An 18,152-nucleotide genomic window follows, 5' to 3' on the forward strand; every position below is an offset into this window, starting at 1 on the left:
TCACAAACTGCTTTCAAGAAGAAGAGGGGGGATTTCCGGTTTTTATCCAATTCATTCATTACCGGCGACCATTTCCGGCAGCATTAGGCGCATTGATTCCCATTGGCCCGGGCCTAGTTCGGTCAGATTTCCCTGCACACCGTCCCGCCCGTCAACTTGTGAAAAAAGATGTCCCTGCACGGTCCACTTCTCTTCTCCCGTCAAAGTGATCGGGATAAATTCCATAATCGTCCCGTCTATTCGCAGCGATACTTTGGTCTTCCATGCTATGGCCTGGGACATCATTTTCCTTGCGGTCGATGCATGATAATCCCTCATCTCGCTTCGCCACATGACAGGAATATCATTCAAGCCGGCAAATAATTGTTCCGCCCCGGGCACCTCATCAGACCGGTCGTAAAAATGAAGATTCTGACCGCTAAAAATCCATGCCCGCTCTTCGGACTTGCCGCTTAACAAGTCCGACACGGTCGTTAATCCGGGTTTCTCAAGTTTTGGATACTCGTGAACCGATGCACCTGCAGTGCGCGGCTTGGGCAGAGACAGGTTTGCTTCCTCCAATGCTCTGCGAACCTTGGCATCTTGCCCGGCATCCACGATAAAATCACGCGGCCCGATCCGCTCCAGCACCCCTGCAAGCGCCGGCAAAGCGGCGACAGTTTCGGCTGCTTCCTCATCTCGACAACGCAGCAGGAGCTTTTCCTCGAGCACAATCCGGCCCATTTCACCGGCCCACTGCTCCAGGGCCAGCGACACATTTTCCGGAACTCCCGTCGCCGAATGGGCTTTAAGAAGCTCCAGCACCACATCTGGGGTCCGGCCGAGTTCAGCAGCCCGCGCCACGCTGGATTTGCTGATCCGGTAAACGGACATCGCATCCATCGTCTGATTATCGCAGCAAGCTTCGAGCTCCCAACGAATCCGGTAAGAGACATCGGGCGGAACCAATATTTCATAATCCGGTTGAACGAAAAACACACCGGAGGGCCGTGCTGGCTCTTCATAGTTTGCTGCCGTATCCTCTATGTGGTCTACTTCGGCCGTTTTCTCCGGCAACTCATGCTGCGGCTTACGCCGCCAGCGGACTAACGTTGATCCTTTGGAATTTTTACCGATATCCAGCCAGCCGAACCCGCTTAATGCATCCACCCAGCTCTCGATCCATTCCGTGACCCGATCCGGCAAATCTTCCGAAGTCATCCCCATCGTTTGAAGGGAAGCATACATATCCTTTAGCGCGTACCAGACCCCTTCCCGGAAATCTCGCTGCGTCAGCCTGTAAACGGCATGCTGGATGACCACTTCGTCAGGAACATACCTGTGCAGCAACTCGCGGAACAAGACGGCCTCCATGATCTCCGGCTCCAGATCCAGCCAAGCTGTCAGCCGGCTTGAATCCAGCCCCCATAAGGCCCGCTCCTTTGTGAGGAGCCCGAGTGACTGGAGTAAATCCAGCACGACGGCGAGCCCTGGAGGATATACTTCCTGATGTGGGTATCTGAGTCCAAGGCCGGCAACATCCCGGTCCTGCAAATACAAGTAGGCCGACAGCTTACCGACCGATTTTTGGTGAATTGTACCCTTGGAGGTCATGGGCAGGCCGTTCCGGGCGATCCAAGTCAACGCCCGGAACAAATCAAGCACCAGCCCCGGACCCGCCTCCTTGTGAAGGTGCACAGAACCGCCGTCATGGGGGGGCATGACGGCGAGCTCAACCTGCTCCCATAACAGCGGCAAACGCTCGGGAGGGATGTAGTAAAGCTTTTCGCCCCAGGCCTTCCTGACCGCAGCCAGTTCCCCGGTTCGAAGAAGCCCGGGTAGGGCCGCTCGCAAATCAGCCCCGGTAACCCGGCCTGACGCCGCCTCATCCAACCGTTCCAGCTTGAACGGAAGTCCGGCGAAGCGCCGGAGAATATGTCCGATCATGCTCCTTCCTCCCGTTCGAAACTCACCACATATTCATAGCCCTGCTCAATCAGAAACAACTGTCTGCGCATGGCAAACTCCTGTTCACGCGTCTCTTCCGATACAAGCGAATAAAAAAATGCGCCGCTGCCATCCTGTTTCGGCCGCAAAATCCGCCCTAGCCGCTGCGCTTCTTCCTGGCGTGAGCCGAAGCTCCCGGAAATCTGGATCGCTACCGACGCATCGGGCAAATCAACCGCGAAATTAGCCACTTTGGACACGGCAAGCACGGGAATTTCCCCTTTGCGAAATTGCGAAAACCATTTCCCCCGCTCTTCCTGCGGCATACTGCCGGTAATTAACGGAACGTCCAATGATCGGGCAATTTCCCGCAGCTGGTCCAAATACTGCCCGATGATCAAAATCTGCCTTCCGGCATGGCGGTCCAATAGCCGCTTTACAATTTCGGTTTTCCGGGGATTTTCCGCAGCAATCCGGTATTTTTCTCTGCCTTCAGCCTGGATGTATCGCTCTTTCAAACCCGCAGGCATGCTTACCCGAACCTCCTCGCATTCCACCTGGGCAATAAATCCGCGCTCCTCAAGCGCCCTCCAAGGCACTTCATAACGCTTCGGACCGATCAGCGAGAATACGTCCCGCTCGCAGCCGTCTTCCCGAACCAGGGTTGCGGTAAGCCCAAGACGGCGGGTTGCCTGGATATCCGCGGTAGCGCGAAACACAGGGGCGGGGAGAAGGTGAACCTCGTCATAAATGATGAGTCCCCAGTCCCGCTCGTTAAACAGGCTCATATGCTTGAATCCATCCTCTTTCTTTCCGCGATGGGTCAATATTTGATACGTCGACACCGTTACCGGACGGACATGCTTTCTCTCTCCCGTATATTCGCCTACGGCATCTGGTGATAAAGTCGTCTTGTCCGCAATTTCGGTAATCCACTGGCGTACCGAGGTAACGTTAGAGGTCAATATTAAGGTTTCGCTTTGAAAATGCGCCATCGCCGCAAGACCGATCACCGTCTTTCCGGCTCCGCAAGGGAGTACAAGTACGCCGCTTCCCCCGCTGTCCTGATCTCCGGCGAAAGCCTCCACGCCCTCCGCTTGATAAGGTCTAAGGTCAAATCGCTTTCCTCCGGCGGTTACAGGCCTTAGCTGGATAGATAAAGTTTGTCCCTGGTGATACCCTGCCTCATCCAGAACAGGATAGCCGAGACGAGCCAGCTCCTGCTTTAATGCTCCGCGCCACAAGGATGGAACCAGCGCCCGTAAAGGGTCGATCAGATTCATGTGGAATCCGGCCAACCCTTTCTCTCGGGTCAACGACTCCAGCACTCCGGGGTCACCCGTAACGCATTCCAGACATAAGCGATCCGGTTCCTTATCGTAGCCGTATAGCTTTAAACTTCCGTATCTGGACATCCATTTGACAATATCCTCCGTAATTCCGCCGGGGATTTCCCATCGGGACAATCGACGCAGTCCCTGGATGACCTCTTCGGCTGATCTGCCGGCCGCGGCGGCATTCCATAGTGATAATGGGGTGATCCTGTATGTATGGTAATGAGCAGGGCTTTTTACCAGCTCGGCAAAAAGCGCCAACTGTGCCCGGGCGTCCTCAAATCCGGGGTGATTCTTTTCCAGCAAAATCGTCAGATCCCGCTGCACAATGCATGCTCCGTTCGTATTCACCGTCTGTCACCCTCCAATCCAAAATCGAATCCATGAATCTCTATATATTAAAAAGAAGCCCGACAGCCATCGGCCGCGAACTTCTTATCCCGCGCCTATCAATCGGGTTAAGCTGGATTAGTGCACATGTTCCGAAATTTCAGCCAACGCCTCGCCGGCGTTGTCGGCAAATATGTTTCGTACCGCCAGATCGCCGATCGAAACGATGCCGATCAGCCGGTCCCCCTCAGTTACAGGAAGGCGGCGGATTTGCTGTTCTGCCATCAATTCGGCCGCTGCATCCACCGAGGTATCCGGCGAAGCTGTTTTAATTCCCTTGGTCATCACGGCTTCAACCGCCGTGGATCCCGGGTGCTTCTCCGCAATCCCCCGCACTACCAAATCGCGGTCCGTGATCACTCCGATCAGCTTGTCGCCGCCTTTTTCCACCACCGGGATAAATCCGGTCCCATGCTGCTTCATTTTAACGGCAACCTCGTAGACATTGTCTTCAGGAGTTACCGTAACTACATCGTGGGTCATAATTTCGCTTACTTTTTTCATGTTCATCCCTCCTTCGGACATAGAATTCCAAAGAGGGAACATTTTTATGCGCCAGAGGATGAGTCATGTTCAGCGCAGTATGAATCTCGCATAGCGATCAATAGCGCAGCCGCATGCAACATTGCTGCTTCATCTATATCGAATTTGGGATGATGATGCGGATAAATAATGCCCTTCTCCGGATTTCCGGCTCCAACAAGCATAAAGCAGCCCGGTATCTCCCTTAAATAATAGGCGAAATCCTCGGCCGGCATAATTTTTGGCGAAACCTCAGGCAGTAGGCCAGCCGCAGTAGCCGCAGTTCCATAGAATCGTTCGAACTCTTGATGATCGTTGACCAGGCTCGGATAGCCCAGCATATAATCCACAGCCGCTTCAGCTCCATAAGCCGCAGCCGTGCCTTCGGCCATCTCATGAATCCGGGTACGGATCAACGCTCTTGTCTCTTCGTCGAAGCAACGGACCGTTCCGGCTAAACGGCAGCGATCCGCGATAATATTCTGCGCGGTCCCTCCCTGAATCGAGCCGATAGTGACCACCGCCGGATTCAAAGGATCAACCGATCGGCTAACCACACTTTGCAGTTGAAGCACTAAAGCCGAAGCGGCCACCACGCTGTCAATCGTTCTATGCGGCATCCCTCCGTGTCCGCCCCGGCCTTGAATATCGATGAAAAATTCATCGGTCGAGGCCATTAGCGGTCCCGGTGCGCTGCCGGCAACACCGACAGGAATCGGCGTCCATAAATGGACACCATAGATGACGTCCGCTCCCTTGAGCGCTCCCGCTTCAATCATCGACACCGCCCCTCCGGGGCAGACCTCTTCCGCGGGTTGGAAAATCAGCCGGATCTCTCCCTCTAGCTCTTCCTTTTGACGACTATAGTATTCCGCCACTGCAAGAAGGACCGCCGTGTGCCCGTCATGACCGCATGCATGCATAACACCGGGCATCAGGGAGGCGTAGTCGCACTGCTTCTCGTCCTGAATCGGCAGGGCGTCCATATCCGCCCGCAATGCCACCGTTTTGCCCGGCTTCGAGCCGCGTATGATGCCGATCAATCCGAATCCTCCGATGCCGGATGTAACCTCAATCCCGAGTCCGCGAAGCCGGTCCGCGACAAATGAGGAGGTTTCCTTCTCCATAAAAGACAGCTCCGGATGCCGGTGCAAATAACGTCTGTGCTCCACCATGGATGGAAACAAAGCTTGAAGCGCTTCCTTTTGCATTCTGCCTCACTTCCTTTTCAGCAAATCCCTTCCCCCATTGTATCAGAAAACGGACTTCCTTAATATGAGGCGTTCCATGCGGCAAATTGGAGAAAACGTCACTTTCTTCAAGGCTTTCCCATGCTTGCACAAGTGATGGAAACATAATATCATGGGAAGAGAACTTTCATGACTTTTTTACGAACTTTTGGAGGAGGCCTTCGGAAAGATGATTGTTGAAAATACAGGTTTGGATGGACTTAAGAGCGATTTGGCCTATTTGGATGAATCTGCCGAGAAGGTAGGCTTCATTCGCTGGCAATGGGAATATTACAGAGCTACATACGATTATAAAATTGAGTTTAACAATGAAGAATACTTCCTTCGCATTAATACGCGCGCCGTTGAAGGCAAATTGGAGCATCCGGACACGGTTCTGGCCATTGAAGCGGTCTACATGGGGCGGGCCACTTTCCCTCACGGTCTGGAATACGAATCCGAAATTCCTGCGCTGGTTATGAAGACCGCCAGCCATAAGCTTGCCGAGCTGAAGCAACTTTTGGAGGCCTAAGGCATAACATCCATGAGAGACAACAAAGAAGAGCCCCGGCGCGGAACTCCCGATTTCCAGCTTCTCATTCTCACTTTGCTGATGGTGGGCTTCGGGATTGTCATGGTGTTCAGCTCCAGCTCCAGCGTTGCTCAGGTCAGCGAAAAATTTAATTACGACCCGATGTACTTCACCAAACGTCAGATCGCCTTCGGGGCGGTCGGCCTCATCGGTATGTTTATCTCGATGAACATTCCTTATGAGAAATATAAGAAATTGTTTGTACCGATATTTATTCTGGCGATCATCCTGCTGATGATCGTTCCTTTTTCCGGGAGCATCAACGGTGCTAGCAGTTGGTTTAAAGTCGGGACGCTGGGCATCCAGCCGACGGAATTGGCCAAGATTACTACCATCATGTATTTGTCGGCTCTTATTTCAAAAAAGGGCGAACGCTTCCGAGATCTGCGGACCGGTTACATTCCGGTCATGGTCATCGTCGGCTTTGTCGCCGGGTTGATTATGCTCCAGCCGGATCTTGGCTCCTGTCTCATTCTCGTCGCAACGGCGGGACTGATCATTTTTGCGGGCGGCGCTAATCTGAAGCATATTATGGGATCGATCGCCCTGCTGATCCTGGGCGCCAGTATCGTCATGGGCGTCGGAGCGCTATGGGACAAGATCAATCCGAGCGAATCAGCCGCTGCGGAGAATAACTACAAGATGGGAAGAATTCAAGCATACCTCGACCCATGGGAAGATCCCCAACATACGGGTTATAACCTGATCCAATCCATGACCGCGATCGGGCACGGCGGATTTGCCGGGACAGGATTCGGACAAGGCATTCAGAAGCTGCATTATCTGCCGAATGCCTATAACGACTTTATTTTCTCCGTGATCGGGGAAGAATTCGGATTTATCGGAACTATTATCTTCCTGATTTTTTATATTTACTTTATTTGGCGAGGCCTGCTTGTATCCCTTCGCTCCCACAGCACCTTCGGTACTTTGATGGGCGTCGGCATCATGGGTCTGATCGCCATCCAGGCGTTCATTAATATCGGCGGAGTCACGAGAACGATTCCGGTGACCGGGGTCACGCTTCCTTTTATCAGCTACGGGGGTTCATCCCTGCTCGTTATGATGGTAGCTATGGGGATCGTCCTGAGCATTTCGCGGGAATCCACACTTCCCACCAAGCAGGAGAGAACGAAATCCGTCGTTGTTAAGGAATCCGCTTCGTACGACTGGAGCCACCGGAGACGCCATCAGGGCTAACCACATACTCAAGTAAAAAGCGCGAGCAATCGGGGACCCCCGTTACTCGCGCTTTTGCATTTGTCAAAAATAATAGGTTGCCCCATGTTATAGAGGCAACCCTGTCTGAATTGATCGTTTACCCGTTCTATCAAAGCTCGTCGTCCTTAAAAGCGACGCCTTCCACCTTGACATTCACTTCAACAACCTTCAGTCCGGACATGTTTTCCACAGCTTCCCGTACATTTTGCTGCAGCATCCGGCATACTTCATGAATCGGAGTCTCGTACAGCACGATGATCCGGAGATCGATCGCCGCTTCCAATTGACCGACTTCCACGGTAACGCCCTTTTGCACGTTTTTGCCGCTTAATCGTTTGGCCCATCCTTCAGATAATCCCCCGGACATAGCAGCTATACCAGGAGTTTCCAAGGCAGCCATTCCGGCAATTTTGGAAACAACGTCATCTGAAATCCGAATAAGCCCCATATCGAGTTGCAACTGCTCGGTCATGGTCATTCCTCCTTCAACCTCATTATTCTTCATTGTAAATGCTAATTTCCTTTTAAGCAAATATAGACCATTTTCTAACTTTCGTTTATAATCACTACGTTATTGGTTATATTGAATTTGGAGGTGTTGAAATGAAAAAATACTTATCTCCCGGACTGCTCGTCCTTTTCTTCGTACTAAGCGCCATTGGACATTACGCTCATTGGTCGGCAACTTTGGAATTCATCATCTCCGCGGTTGCGGTCATCTTTGTCGCCGGTTTCCTGGGCAAAGCAACGGAGAGCGTAGCTCATTACGCGGGACAGCGCCTGGGCGGCTTCTTGAACGCCACCTTCGGAAACGCAGCCGAGTTGATCATTGCCATCATGCTCATTAGGGAAGCCAAATTCGATATGGTTAAGGCAAGTATCACCGGATCCATCATCGGTAACCTTCTGCTTGTACTTGGGCTCAGCCTGTTCGCAGGCGGATTGAAGTACAAAGTTCAGAAGTACAATGTTTCCCTTGCCGGAATGAACGGCTCCCTGATGATTGTGGCCATCATCGCCCTGTTTGTTCCCGCCATCTTCCTGAATACACACGTCTTGCACGAAGAAGACCGGAATGTCCTCAGTCTCGTCGTTGCGGGTGTGTTGATTGTGGCCTATATCCTTTGGCTGGTCTTCTCCATGATCACCCATAAGAATTATCTTGCCGAGGTTACCGAAAGCCAAGATCAGGAGCTTCCGCATGAGCACGAACCGGCTTGGTCCAAGAAGCGTTCGATTTTGTACCTGGTCGTCGCTACAGTCATGGTGGCGTTTGTCAGCGAATGGCTCGTACATAGTCTCGATACCTTCTCAACCAAGTTCGGCTTGAGCGAAATATTCGTTGGCGCCTTCGTCGTAGCGATTGTCGGTAATGCCGCCGAACACAGCGCAGCCATCATGCTTGCCATGAAGAACAAAATCGGTGCCGCCGTCGAAATCGCAGTGGGCAGCAGCTTGCAAATCGCCCTGTTCGTTGCACCGGTACTGATCTTCATCAGCCATCTGTTCGGCAAACCGATGGACATTGTCTTCACGGTCATCGAGCTTGCCGCGATCGGCGTCGCTGTTTTTATCGCGAAATCGATCACCCAGGACGGCCAGACCAACTGGTATGAAGGCTTACTTCTGATTGCGGTTTATTGCATTCTCGGTTTCTCTTTTTATCTGGTATAGTTCCATCCACCTCGCTGCAAAAAAAAGCGCATGCCCTTGATTTCAAGGTCATGCGCTTTTTGCTATATGCCGGCTTTTAATTTTTATTGTTCATGGCCTCATAAAGCGTAGCCAAATTACGTTCCAGTCTGCTCAAGATCTGTTTGCCTACCGTCTCCTGAACCAATCCGATGCGCACTGCATAATCGACCTGCCTGGAGAACCCGTACATCTGGGTATCCAATACTTCCTCATAGAGTGGGCAGTAACGCGTAGCCAGATTCTCCATCTGAACTTCGATCAGCTTTTCTATTTTATCCGCATCTTCTTTCAGAAGATTGAGCGCTTTGAGATTCAGTTGCTCCTGTAAATCAGATGAAGTCATGTTCATCCCCCCTATGTCCTCCAAAATCCACACATCTACTCTATTCATAATATTAGACGAAATCGGGGACCAATACAAGAACCTCGCCAAATAAACGGCTAACATATAAAAATACTCCCGCCCCGATAGGGCAGGAGTATTTCCAGAACTAGCTTATTCAGCCACTATTTTCACGTCCAAGCCGTGTTTTGCGAATACTTCAGCTACAGCAGCTTTAGCTTCTTCCGCATCCGGTCCGTGAACATGCAATTCATAACTCTTCGTGTTCACCAGGGTAGTAAAAAGACCGAGGATACTTTTAACATCAATGTACTTGTTGTCCGCTTGCAGTACAATGGATGAAGTATACTTTCCTGCTGTTTGAGCAATTTCCACAACTGCTTCATTGTTAGTGGCCATAGCGATCCCTCCGTGTCTAACTTTGAAATAACATAATCTTATGATACATTGAATCCGCTTTCCAGGCAAGGGATTTTCTCTTATTTCAGATTCTCGGGGTTAAGCCCTTCAAGCTCCGGAAGCACGAAGATCCCATCCTTACGAATAAGAACATCATCGAAGTAAATTTCCCCGCCGCCGTATTCCGGCCGCTGAATCAGCACGAGATCCCAGTGGATCGACGAACGGTTGCCGTTGTCGGTATCCTCATAAGCCTGACCCGGTGTGAAGTGAAGGCTGCCGGCGATCTTTTCATCAAACAGAATGTCCTTCATCGGATGCAGAATGTAAGGATTGAAGCCGATCGCGAATTCCCCGATATGTCTGGCGCCTTCATCGGAATCCAGAATATCATTCAGGCGTTTCGTATCGTTGCTGGTCGCTTCCACAATCTTTCCGTTCTCAAACCGGAATTTGATGTTTTCAAAAGTAACGCCATTATACAGCGTGGCGGCGTTGTAGCTGATCGTCCCGTTTACGGAATCTCTCACAGGTGCGCTATACACTTCGCCGTCCGGAATATTTTTTTGTCCCGAGCATTTCTCCGCCCCGATGCCTTTGATCGAAAAAGAAAGCTCTGTTCCCGGTCCGGTAATCCGAACTTTATCGGTACGTTTCATCAAATCCGCCAGCGCGTCCTGGGCGCGATCCATCTTTGCATAGTCCAGGTTGCATACGTCGAAGTAGAAGTCTTCGAAGGCTTCTGTGCTGACGTTAGCCAGTTGAGCCATGCTTGCATTCGGATAGCGGAGCACGACCCATTTCGTACGTTTAACCCGCTGCTCGCTATGTACAGGATGGGAATACAGCGAATTGTACAGCTTCATTTTATCTTCAGGCACGTCGGACATGTCATTAACGTTGGCCCCCGCACGGATGCCGATGTAGCAATCCATCATTTTCATCCGGACAAGATCGTATTCAGCCCACGCCTTGATTCCTTCCTCCGTGGCATTCATCAATTGGGTACGCTGAACGGTTTTGTCCGTCAACTCAACAAATGCATTGCCGCCCTTCTTGCCGATTTCCTCGATCACGGCTTTAAGCAGATCCCGTTCATCGCCGATCATTTCTACCAGTACATTTTCTCCAGGCTGGACATCAACCGAATACCCTACCAGGTTTTCCGCCAGTTTCTGTATTCTTGGATCTCGCATAACAGCACTCGCCTCCTCAAAAAATAACGGGCTCTGAGCCCGGAGCGGCTTCAAAAAAGAATCCGCAGAAAGTTGAACATTGGTTAATTATACCCTTCTATTGTAACACGGTGTTTCTTTGAAGTCAGCCCATCCCCGGTTCAGCGGAATTGTTCAAACCGACTGTCCGTCCGCAACACCTCCGTTTCGGGATTTCCCGATGCGTTTATATAGGTCAACTCCGTTTCGGAAGAAAGCCGGATCGGCAGGCCGGAATTTCGATTAATGGTTAAATGATAAACGACCCTGGCATCCGCCTGATCCAGCATAGACATTAACTGGCCCCTTCCCTCCGACCATGTGCGCTCCAACTCCAGTTTCACTTTCGGACGACGTTCAGCCTTAACTTTAAGAAGCTGTTCTTCCCAACCCGCTTTGACCGCCTCCATTTCGTCCGCCAATTTGGCCTGCAACCTCTGTGCGGATTCCTTTGAATCAAGCTCGATTCGCAGGACCTTCGTTCCCCTTGCAGCCCCGCTTTCCACATTGATCGTTTTCTTTTGGGATCGGATTTCCTCTAATTGATCCAGCGGGTTCAACCGCGCAATGCCGAGGTTATTGACATCCGTTTTATTGGATTTCAGATTCCAGCTTCCTTCGTTCCATTGCAGTTCTGCCTTATATACCGTATTAAGATGGGTTCCGGCCGCTTGTACCCCGTCGGTTTCACCGATATTGCCCGAGGAAGACGGCAAGGTGGTTTGAATCGCCAGTTGGTGATGATCTTTCAGCTTCCCCGTAAAGTTCACGGCATCCTCCATCTTGGAATTCTCTCCGCGAAAAATCGCCGCACTGCCGCGAAATGTCAACGAATCGCATCCCGCCAATCCCGCCCAGGAAAATTTGAACCATTCTTCGGGCGTTTTCACGTCTTTGAGGCCACAAGCCGACAACGTCAGAATCACGCACCACACCAAGCCCGTCTTGAAATATGTCCTTTGCATCGTGATTAGCGCCTCTCTATCTCCGGGAAGCAGACTCTGCAACCGGAAAAGGTATGTTAGCTGTAGCCTAACCCGACAAAAGGAATCTATTCGCATATCAAAATAAAAAGAACGTCCCGAGGGACGTTCTGAATCATCAAACATTTCGGATAAGTCATTCATTAGGAGGAAATCCGATTACAGTCCGGTTCCTGCCATTCTTCTTCGCTTCGTATAAAGCCATATCCGCCAGATAAAAAAGGGATTCGACGCTGATTTTCTCGCTGTCATGGTTCCATTCCGCAATTCCGCAAGATACCGTAACCTGAGGCTCCGTTTCCATCGCCACCCGGAGACGGATCGTTTCGGCGATCTGGTAGCCGCTGTGCACGTCCGCTCCAGGCAGGTAAATCGCCAGCTCCTCCCCGCCCCAGCGGGCCGCAATATCCGTTTTGCGAACCGTGCTTTTAATGATGGAGCACACCTGCTTCAATATTTTGTCTCCGGTCTGATGGCCGTAAGTATCATTGACTTGTTTGAACAAATCGATGTCTACGATGATCAGGGAGCCGCCTTCATCCCGCTTCATCAGCTCTTGAATCCGGTCATCCAAATAACGCCGCGCATACAGCTCGGTCAACATATCGTGATTGGCCATCCGCTGTACTTCGGCATGCAGCGAAGCGTTGGCGATCGCCAGCCCGATATGCGAGGATAACACCTGCAGCAATCTATAATTCTCGTAGGAAAAAAATCGATCCGCACGGTGCGCCAGCATAATCGCGCCGATGACTTCGCCCCGAACGACCAAGGGAGCTGCGATCAGCGAGCGGGCACCCGTTTCGTCCATCAATCTGGACGTTATGTTACCGTAAGCCTTGTAATCGGACAGAATGATAGGTTCCCTGGTAGAGAATACAAGTCCGCTAAAACCGTAATCTTTCGGAAAATTCTCTTTGGAGAGCGACGGAATGTTGCAGGCCATAATTTCAAAGAAATCGCTGTCTTTGTCGATTTGAGAAATACAGCAATACTCCGCCCGAAAGATGGACAACAATTCCTCTGTAGCGAACTTGAACACTTCTTTGAGCCGGAGGCTCTGATTAAGCCGTTTGGTCAGCTCGTTAATGAGCCGGAGTTCACTGACCAGCAGATTGGACTGCTCGTACAATTTCGCGTTCTCAAAAGCCGAGCCCGCCGTGTCCGCCAGCATTCCGATCAGCTGCAAATCCACCTCTTCGACTTCCTCGCGGGGCATCACCAAATGAAACACCCCGTAAACCCCCTGCTTACCTACTAGAGGAGCCGCGATTTCCAAGTAAGTCTTGTCATCCTTCCCCCGCTTCTCCGTCCGCAGCATCCGGCCTTCCATAAACGCCCGGACACACATGTGATCCCGCTCTCCCTGAAGCTGGAGCGATTTGACCCGGGGATCGCGGCTAAGATGATCCTGCGACATGAGCAGCTCGACCTTCGCTCCGGGATACATGCCTGCAATCCGTTCGAACACCTCGGTAAGCACCGAATCAACATCTATCTGGTCATGCAATTTTTGAACTACCTGGAACAGGATGGATCTTCTATATTCCTCCCGCTTGGCCTGCTTCTGGACTTGAAGCAAGTCCAATACGAATAAAGATTCAAATCTCTTGTAGAAGCATGTCCGGAAATATCCGGCAGCCATCTTTACCCATCCTTGCGCAAAACTGATTCCTGCCTCATCCATGTTTGCGATTTGACACCCCAGCACCGCAAATACTTCCTTCGTATGCCGTGTCACAATCGGAACCGCGATGCAATGCCCTGTTCCTGATTGGGAGGCGGTAACGTCCCGGCAGATCAGACAGGCCTGGGCTACCTCGGGAGCGATATCGAGAGCCCGCTCATCCTCTGGATAGGTTGTCCCCGGTTTCAGGAGTTCACCTTTAAAGTCCGCAGCAAACCATTCGACGGGACAAGGAGCTGGAACATCTGTCATTTCCACAAGCCAGTCGGTATATGCGGTCTGAAGCAGGGAAGCTATATAAGGAAAGTCATAGGATGTTATATCGAGCAATCCCAGCCAATTTATCTGGTCCTCCTGCTCTTCTCCTTCAGTCAAATGCGGCAAAGACATGCTTGTACTGCTTATATTCGGCTTAAACGACTGCGTCGGGTCATCTCTTGATTGTTTTGTCATGAAAAAGCTCCTTTTTCACTGCGTCCAGCCCGCAGCGACATAATGTAAACGAAGCCGTTTGACTCTGCCTTGAGTTGCGCCTTTATTACAGTAAGCTTTGATCCGTTCTTTGTTTATATGTTATTTTACTATCATCCAGATGGTTTTGCATTAAAATTCCTTCATTTTACCCAATTATTTTAGGACATAAGCCCTATCGACACGATTCTTCCTTTTAAAACAAAATCCCCCGCTTGACTTTACCGTCCTATTTCATATAATATTTATTGTTGATAAAGATCTGGATAGGATCTTGATTGGGGCGTAACGCATGCGAAGCACCCTCTCGGTTTTTGTTGCTGACAGGACAGCGGCTGAACTTTCCTGTCAGAGAGCGGATTCATCTATCCTCCGCCCGCCCAAACAAAACCCGCGCAAGTAGAACCCTACACGAAAATTTCAATTTAAAAGGAGTCTACCTATACAATGGCACGTTACACTGGTCCTAAATTTAAACTCAGCCGTCGTCTCGGCATTTCCCTTAGCGGCACTGGCAAAGATTTGAAACGCCCTTTCCCTCCTGGACAACATGGTCCTAACCAACGGAGAAAAGTATCCAACTACGGTATGCAGCTTTTGGAAAAACAAAAACTGCGTCACATGTACGGTTTGGGCGAAAAGCAATTCCGCACTTTGTTCGCTAAAGCGCAAAAAATGCCTGGTATCGCCGGTGAAAACTTCATGGCGTTGCTTGAAAGCCGCCTGGACAACCTGGTATACCGTCTTGGTTTTGCAAACTCCCGCGCTGGCGCTCGTCAATTGGTAGCTCACGGTCATATCACCGTAAACGGCAAGAAAGTGGATATCGCTTCTTACCGTGTAAACCTTGGCGAAGTAATCGGTCTTCGTGAAAGAAGCCGCAGCCTGTCTTCTGTTAAAGAAGCTTTGGAAAACCGCTCGCATCTTCCAGCTTACCTGGAATTCAACGACAGTGCAGTAGAAGGCAAGTTCATTCGTCTGCCTGAGCGTTCCGAGCTGTCCCAAGACATCGACGAAAAACAAATCGTCGAATTCTACAACCGTTAAGAATCCAAAACCGGCCAACTCCCTTGGGGATTGGCCGGTTTTTTTGTTTTAAAAATTAAATTCTCCTGCCCAATCGAAATATGCCGACTTTTCCAGACTCCCCGGCCAGTGCCAACACCATTCCGGGACATGTGGTGACTCTACCCGATCGAGACTTGGCGTATAAGGCTTTAAATCGATAACCGGCGAACCTTCATTGGCATCGATAAAGGGAATCTGAATAATGCCTTGGATTTCATCGATATGAATCGCCTGAACTACGCTCAAGGCTACCGGATTGGGCCTGAGCGGCGAGCGGGTAGCAAATGTCCCCAAACTTGGAGGAGAAGATTTATAAGGCGACTGCACCTGCATCGCATTTCTGGCCTCTTCATTGTCAAATTCATGAAACCACCAGACAACAATCACATGGCTGAAGCCTTTCAATCCTTTTAATGCCGGAACGTATTTCTCGTCCATAACGATACATGTCCCAACTTGACCCGATTTTATAGTTCCGATGGGATTGACTGATAATTTTTCCACTTTGCATCCTCCTTGTTTTTATAAATCATTTCCAAGTTCAATTTCACTTTAACGCCTGCCACCATGTGAGAGTCAAGAAACGAAAAAAACAGCCCCCGAACACTTCGAGAGGCTGTATTAACGAATTCATATTTGTTTTTTTACAACCGGAATTTGAATTTCAGTGAGATAACATTCCGCATTCTCCTCGTTCCACGGGCCCTTATGGCAAATTTGCCTGTTCAAGCCATCCATTCTGTACTGATCATGGGAATGGAGCCAGCGTGCTAACGCCAAAAAAGCAGATCCGATATTTTCATAAGGACCATCCACCAGAGCGCAGGCCATCGAATCGATTTGTTCCGTTTCACGAAATGTAAATCCGTTGCTGATTTTATGAAGATCTTCATCCACCACTACACATACCTCAACATCTACATTGCGTTCTTTAAAATCGTTGTCATGATAAACCGCGAAAGTTTTACTGTTTTGAGGGATGGCCAATCCTTCCGCTTCTATATAACGGGTGATCTCCGACCAAAGCGCCCCTTCGCCGAAATAGTCCGGTATTATTCTTCTCAATGATAGAACCCTGTAGCTTGGCACGCTTTTAAGGGTAACATTGCAATGCACGGCCATTTTTTCGTCATGAATGTCACGGAGGGCGATTTTTATTTTCTTCAATTTCTCCTGTTCTTTTCTGATTTCGGAGGCTATCTTTTCCTGTTTTACTCTGAGTTGCTTGGTTATGAAGGAGTCCTCCCAGTTGCCGATAGCGAGTGCGATCTCAGCAACCGTGAACCCCGTGTCCCGTAAAAAAATGATTTTATGCAAAAGAGAGATTTGTTCAACCGAATAATAACGGTATCCCGAATCGTTGTCGATCCGCGCCGGCTTTAACAAACCTGTCTCGTCATAATAGCGAAGCATTCTTATCGAAACCTGGGTAAGCTTTGAGAATTCTCCGATTTTAAACATAGCAAACCCTCCTTTCCAGGACCAAACTTAGGTTATGCTACTTTATTTTATTCGAACGATCCTTCTGTTACTGTAATAAAATTCTCCCTAAAACAGTTCTGCACTGGTACTTTGAATCAATCAATTAAATAGAAGTTTTCCATGTAAATTTGAATATGAAAAAAGAGGCCGCAAGGCCTCTTTCTCCTTTCTTCTTATTTCACGAGCAGCTTCGCAAATTTACGTTTACCTACCTGGATGACATCTCCATCCGCTATAGCGATTTCGGCATTCGGATCCGTAAGCTTCTCTTCGTTCACCTTGACCGCACCCTGCTGAATACTGCGCCGGGCTTCACTATTGGAAGCCGCAAATCCGAGCAGCGACAACAGCTTGATCAGACCGATTTTACCGTCATTCAGTTCTCCGGCAGCAACCGTAATCTCTTGAATATCCTCCGGAAGCGCCCGCTGTTGGAAGACGGTAATAAAGTGCTCCTGTGCCGCTTCAGCTGCGTCGACGCCATGGTACATGCGTACGAAGGTGTAAGCCAGCTGCATTTTGGCATCACGTGGATGAACAGCCCCTAGCTTGACGCCTTCGCTAAGCACGGCCAACTCCTCATTCGTCAAGTCAGTCGCCAGCTCGAAGTATTTCAGCATGAGGTCATCCGGTACGGACATCGATTTACCGTAAATTTCGTTCGGTTCCTCGTCGATGCCGATGTAGTTCCCAAGGCTTTTACTCATCTTCTGCACACCGTCAAGACCTTCGATCAGCGGTGTCATAATAGCAATCTGCGGCTCCAGGCCATATTCCTTCTGAAGCGTTCTGCCCATCAGCAGATTGAATTTCTGGTCCGTCCCCCCAAGCTCGATATCGGTATGCAGCGCAACCGAATCCATCCCCTGCATGAGCGGGTAAAAAAATTCATGAATACTGATCGGCTGGCCGTTCTGATAACGCTTGGTGAAATCGTCTCTTTCCAGCATCCGGGCTACGGTAACTTTTGCCGCCAGCTTGACCACTTCTTCAAACGTCATCGGCGCAAGCCATTCCGAGTTAAAGAATACCTTCGTTTTTTCCGGATCCAGAATTTTAAAAATTTGCTGGCGGTACGTCTCGGCATTCCGCTGCACATCCTCCTCGGACAGCTGCTTGCGGGTTTCCGATTTCCCTGTCGGATCGCCGATCTTCCCGGTGAAATCGCCGATAATGAGCTGAATCTGATGCCCGAATTGCTGGAACTGACGCAGCTTTTGCAAAACTACGGTGTGCCCCACGTGAATATCCGGCGCTGAAGGATCAAGGCCAAGCTTCACATTCAGCGGTGTTCCGGTAACCACCGATTTCATGATTTTCTGTCTTAATTCGTCCTCCGGCACAATTTCAACAACCCCGCGGGAAATCACCTGCAGTTGGCGTTCTACTTCTTCCTGCTGAGCCAGTGTCAATTCATCCCATTTCATCTTCAATCATCCTCCACAATTAATTTATATCTGCCGAAAACGACAAAAAGCTCCTTCTCATCCCAAGGGACGAGAAGGAGCTGCTCGCGTTACCACCCTAATTAAAACCGCTGCTTAATCAATGCCCATAACCCGAGCACAGGCAAACAGACGGTTTTCACCTCATTTC

At 50.2% G+C, this 18,152-nt stretch carries 17 protein-coding genes and 1 other annotated feature (1 of these 18 running past the window's edge); of the genes, 4 read left to right on the top strand and 13 right to left on the bottom strand.

Annotated features, from left to right (window positions below; genetic code table 11):
* Positions 1–51: 51 nt before the first annotated feature.
* The 4 genes from KB559_RS00770 to KB559_RS00785 all read right to left on the bottom strand — a co-directional run bounded on the left by KB559_RS00770 (position 52) and on the right by KB559_RS00785 (position 5,383).
* Positions 52–1,926 (bottom strand): helicase-associated domain-containing protein, encoded by a 1,875-nt coding sequence (locus KB559_RS00770; RefSeq protein WP_211019689.1) that lies wholly within the window; start codon positions 1,924–1,926, stop codon positions 52–54.
* Complete coding sequence (locus tag KB559_RS00775; protein WP_211019690.1) at positions 1,923–3,611, bottom strand: DNA repair helicase XPB; 1,689 nt, start codon at positions 3,609–3,611, stop codon at positions 1,923–1,925. Before KB559_RS00775 ends, KB559_RS00770 begins: the two co-directional genes overlap by 4 nt.
* A 117-nt stretch (positions 3,612–3,728) precedes the next feature.
* The gene (locus KB559_RS00780; protein ID WP_211019691.1) at positions 3,729–4,154 is read right to left on the bottom strand and encodes a CBS domain-containing protein; all 426 of its coding nucleotides are present in this window, start codon (positions 4,152–4,154) and stop codon (positions 3,729–3,731) included.
* Positions 4,155–4,198: 44 nt separating this feature from the next.
* Positions 4,199–5,383 carry an amidohydrolase gene (locus tag KB559_RS00785; protein WP_211019692.1) on the bottom strand — a complete coding sequence of 395 codons (1,185 nt, stop codon included), beginning with the start codon at positions 5,381–5,383 and terminating at the stop codon, positions 4,199–4,201.
* A gap of 208 nt (positions 5,384–5,591) precedes the next feature.
* Here KB559_RS00785 and KB559_RS00790 point away from each other — a divergent pair, with 208 nt between their 5' ends.
* Both KB559_RS00790 and ftsW read left to right on the top strand, forming a co-directional pair.
* Positions 5,592–5,933, top strand: a complete 342-nt coding sequence (locus KB559_RS00790) for a YugN family protein (RefSeq protein WP_211019693.1) — start codon at positions 5,592–5,594, stop codon at positions 5,931–5,933.
* A 12-nt stretch (positions 5,934–5,945) separates the two neighbouring features.
* Positions 5,946–7,193, top strand: a complete 1,248-nt coding sequence (ftsW, locus tag KB559_RS00795) for a putative lipid II flippase FtsW (protein ID WP_211019694.1) — start codon at positions 5,946–5,948, stop codon at positions 7,191–7,193.
* Between the two features lie 130 nt (positions 7,194–7,323).
* Here the strand turns inward: ftsW and KB559_RS00800 are convergent, their stop codons facing one another.
* Positions 7,324–7,686, bottom strand: a complete 363-nt coding sequence (locus KB559_RS00800; RefSeq protein ID WP_211019695.1) for an Asp23/Gls24 family envelope stress response protein — start codon at positions 7,684–7,686, stop codon at positions 7,324–7,326.
* Positions 7,687–7,817: 131 nt separating this feature from the next.
* Between KB559_RS00800 and cax the strand changes: the two genes are divergently transcribed.
* Positions 7,818–8,888 carry a calcium/proton exchanger gene (cax, locus tag KB559_RS00805; RefSeq protein ID WP_211019696.1) on the top strand — a complete coding sequence of 357 codons (1,071 nt, stop codon included), beginning with the start codon at positions 7,818–7,820 and terminating at the stop codon, positions 8,886–8,888.
* A gap of 76 nt (positions 8,889–8,964) precedes the next feature.
* Here the strand turns inward: cax and KB559_RS00810 are convergent, their stop codons facing one another.
* The 5 genes from KB559_RS00810 to KB559_RS00830 form a co-directional block, all read right to left on the bottom strand.
* On the bottom strand, positions 8,965–9,252 hold the full coding sequence (locus KB559_RS00810; protein WP_211019697.1) for an Fpa/YlaN family protein: 288 nt from the start codon (positions 9,250–9,252) through the stop codon (positions 8,965–8,967).
* A 153-nt stretch (positions 9,253–9,405) separates the two neighbouring features.
* Positions 9,406–9,651 carry an HPr family phosphocarrier protein gene (locus tag KB559_RS00815; protein WP_211019698.1) on the bottom strand — a complete coding sequence of 82 codons (246 nt, stop codon included), beginning with the start codon at positions 9,649–9,651 and terminating at the stop codon, positions 9,406–9,408.
* Positions 9,652–9,731: 80 nt separating this feature from the next.
* Positions 9,732–10,847: an aminopeptidase gene (locus KB559_RS00820; RefSeq protein WP_211019699.1), complete on the bottom strand. Its 1,116-nt coding sequence runs from the start codon at positions 10,845–10,847 to the stop codon at positions 9,732–9,734.
* Positions 10,848–10,987: 140 nt separating this feature from the next.
* Complete coding sequence (locus tag KB559_RS00825) at positions 10,988–11,830, bottom strand: hypothetical protein (protein ID WP_211019700.1); 843 nt, start codon at positions 11,828–11,830, stop codon at positions 10,988–10,990.
* 154 nt (positions 11,831–11,984) lie between these two features.
* A complete protein-coding gene (locus KB559_RS00830) occupies positions 11,985–13,988 on the bottom strand; it encodes a GGDEF domain-containing protein (RefSeq protein ID WP_211019701.1) in 2,004 nt (667 codons plus the stop codon).
* A gap of 465 nt (positions 13,989–14,453) precedes the next feature.
* Here KB559_RS00830 and rpsD point away from each other — a divergent pair, with 465 nt between their 5' ends.
* Positions 14,454–15,053 (top strand): 30S ribosomal protein S4, encoded by a 600-nt coding sequence (gene rpsD / locus KB559_RS00835; protein WP_211019702.1) that lies wholly within the window; start codon positions 14,454–14,456, stop codon positions 15,051–15,053.
* A 48-nt stretch (positions 15,054–15,101) separates the two neighbouring features.
* On the opposite strand, the gene KB559_RS00840 is transcribed toward rpsD, so the two are convergent.
* The 3 genes from KB559_RS00840 to tyrS all read right to left on the bottom strand — a co-directional run bounded on the left by KB559_RS00840 (position 15,102) and on the right by tyrS (position 17,983).
* On the bottom strand, positions 15,102–15,578 hold the full coding sequence (locus KB559_RS00840; protein WP_211019703.1) for an SAM-dependent methyltransferase: 477 nt from the start codon (positions 15,576–15,578) through the stop codon (positions 15,102–15,104).
* A gap of 126 nt (positions 15,579–15,704) precedes the next feature.
* Complete coding sequence (locus KB559_RS00845) at positions 15,705–16,535, bottom strand: MerR family transcriptional regulator (RefSeq protein WP_211019704.1); 831 nt, start codon at positions 16,533–16,535, stop codon at positions 15,705–15,707.
* A 194-nt stretch (positions 16,536–16,729) separates the two neighbouring features.
* Positions 16,730–17,983: a tyrosine--tRNA ligase gene (gene tyrS, locus KB559_RS00850; RefSeq protein ID WP_211019705.1), complete on the bottom strand. Its 1,254-nt coding sequence runs from the start codon at positions 17,981–17,983 to the stop codon at positions 16,730–16,732.
* Between the two features lie 62 nt (positions 17,984–18,045).
* Positions 18,046–18,152: a binding site (T-box leader), on the bottom strand (it continues 160 nt past the right edge of the window).

The sequence above is a fragment of the Paenibacillus sp. Marseille-P2973 genome (genome assembly GCF_018101095.1).
Classification (GTDB): Bacteria; Bacillota; Bacilli; order Paenibacillales; family Paenibacillaceae; genus Fontibacillus; species Fontibacillus vini.

Coding starts and splice junctions, on each gene's coding strand:
- KB559_RS00820 (WP_211019699.1), bottom strand. CDS start 10,847: ATGCGAGATCCAAGAATACAGAAACTGGCGGAAAACCTGGTAGGGTAT.
- KB559_RS00770 (WP_211019689.1), bottom strand. CDS start 1,926: ATGATCGGACATATTCTCCGGCGCTTCGCCGGACTTCCGTTCAAGCTG.
- cax (WP_211019696.1), top strand. CDS start 7,818: ATGAAAAAATACTTATCTCCCGGACTGCTCGTCCTTTTCTTCGTACTA.
- ftsW (WP_211019694.1), top strand. CDS start 5,946: ATGAGAGACAACAAAGAAGAGCCCCGGCGCGGAACTCCCGATTTCCAG.
- KB559_RS00815 (WP_211019698.1), bottom strand. CDS start 9,651: ATGGCCACTAACAATGAAGCAGTTGTGGAAATTGCTCAAACAGCAGGA.
- KB559_RS00800 (WP_211019695.1), bottom strand. CDS start 7,686: ATGACCGAGCAGTTGCAACTCGATATGGGGCTTATTCGGATTTCAGAT.
- KB559_RS00845 (WP_211019704.1), bottom strand. CDS start 16,535: ATGTTTAAAATCGGAGAATTCTCAAAGCTTACCCAGGTTTCGATAAGA.
- KB559_RS00790 (WP_211019693.1), top strand. CDS start 5,592: ATGATTGTTGAAAATACAGGTTTGGATGGACTTAAGAGCGATTTGGCC.
- KB559_RS00825 (WP_211019700.1), bottom strand. CDS start 11,830: ATGCAAAGGACATATTTCAAGACGGGCTTGGTGTGGTGCGTGATTCTG.
- KB559_RS00785 (WP_211019692.1), bottom strand. CDS start 5,383: ATGCAAAAGGAAGCGCTTCAAGCTTTGTTTCCATCCATGGTGGAGCAC.
- tyrS (WP_211019705.1), bottom strand. CDS start 17,983: ATGAAATGGGATGAATTGACACTGGCTCAGCAGGAAGAAGTAGAACGC.
- rpsD (WP_211019702.1), top strand. CDS start 14,454: ATGGCACGTTACACTGGTCCTAAATTTAAACTCAGCCGTCGTCTCGGC.
- KB559_RS00830 (WP_211019701.1), bottom strand. CDS start 13,988: ATGACAAAACAATCAAGAGATGACCCGACGCAGTCGTTTAAGCCGAAT.
- KB559_RS00780 (WP_211019691.1), bottom strand. CDS start 4,154: ATGAAAAAAGTAAGCGAAATTATGACCCACGATGTAGTTACGGTAACT.
- KB559_RS00810 (WP_211019697.1), bottom strand. CDS start 9,252: ATGACTTCATCTGATTTACAGGAGCAACTGAATCTCAAAGCGCTCAAT.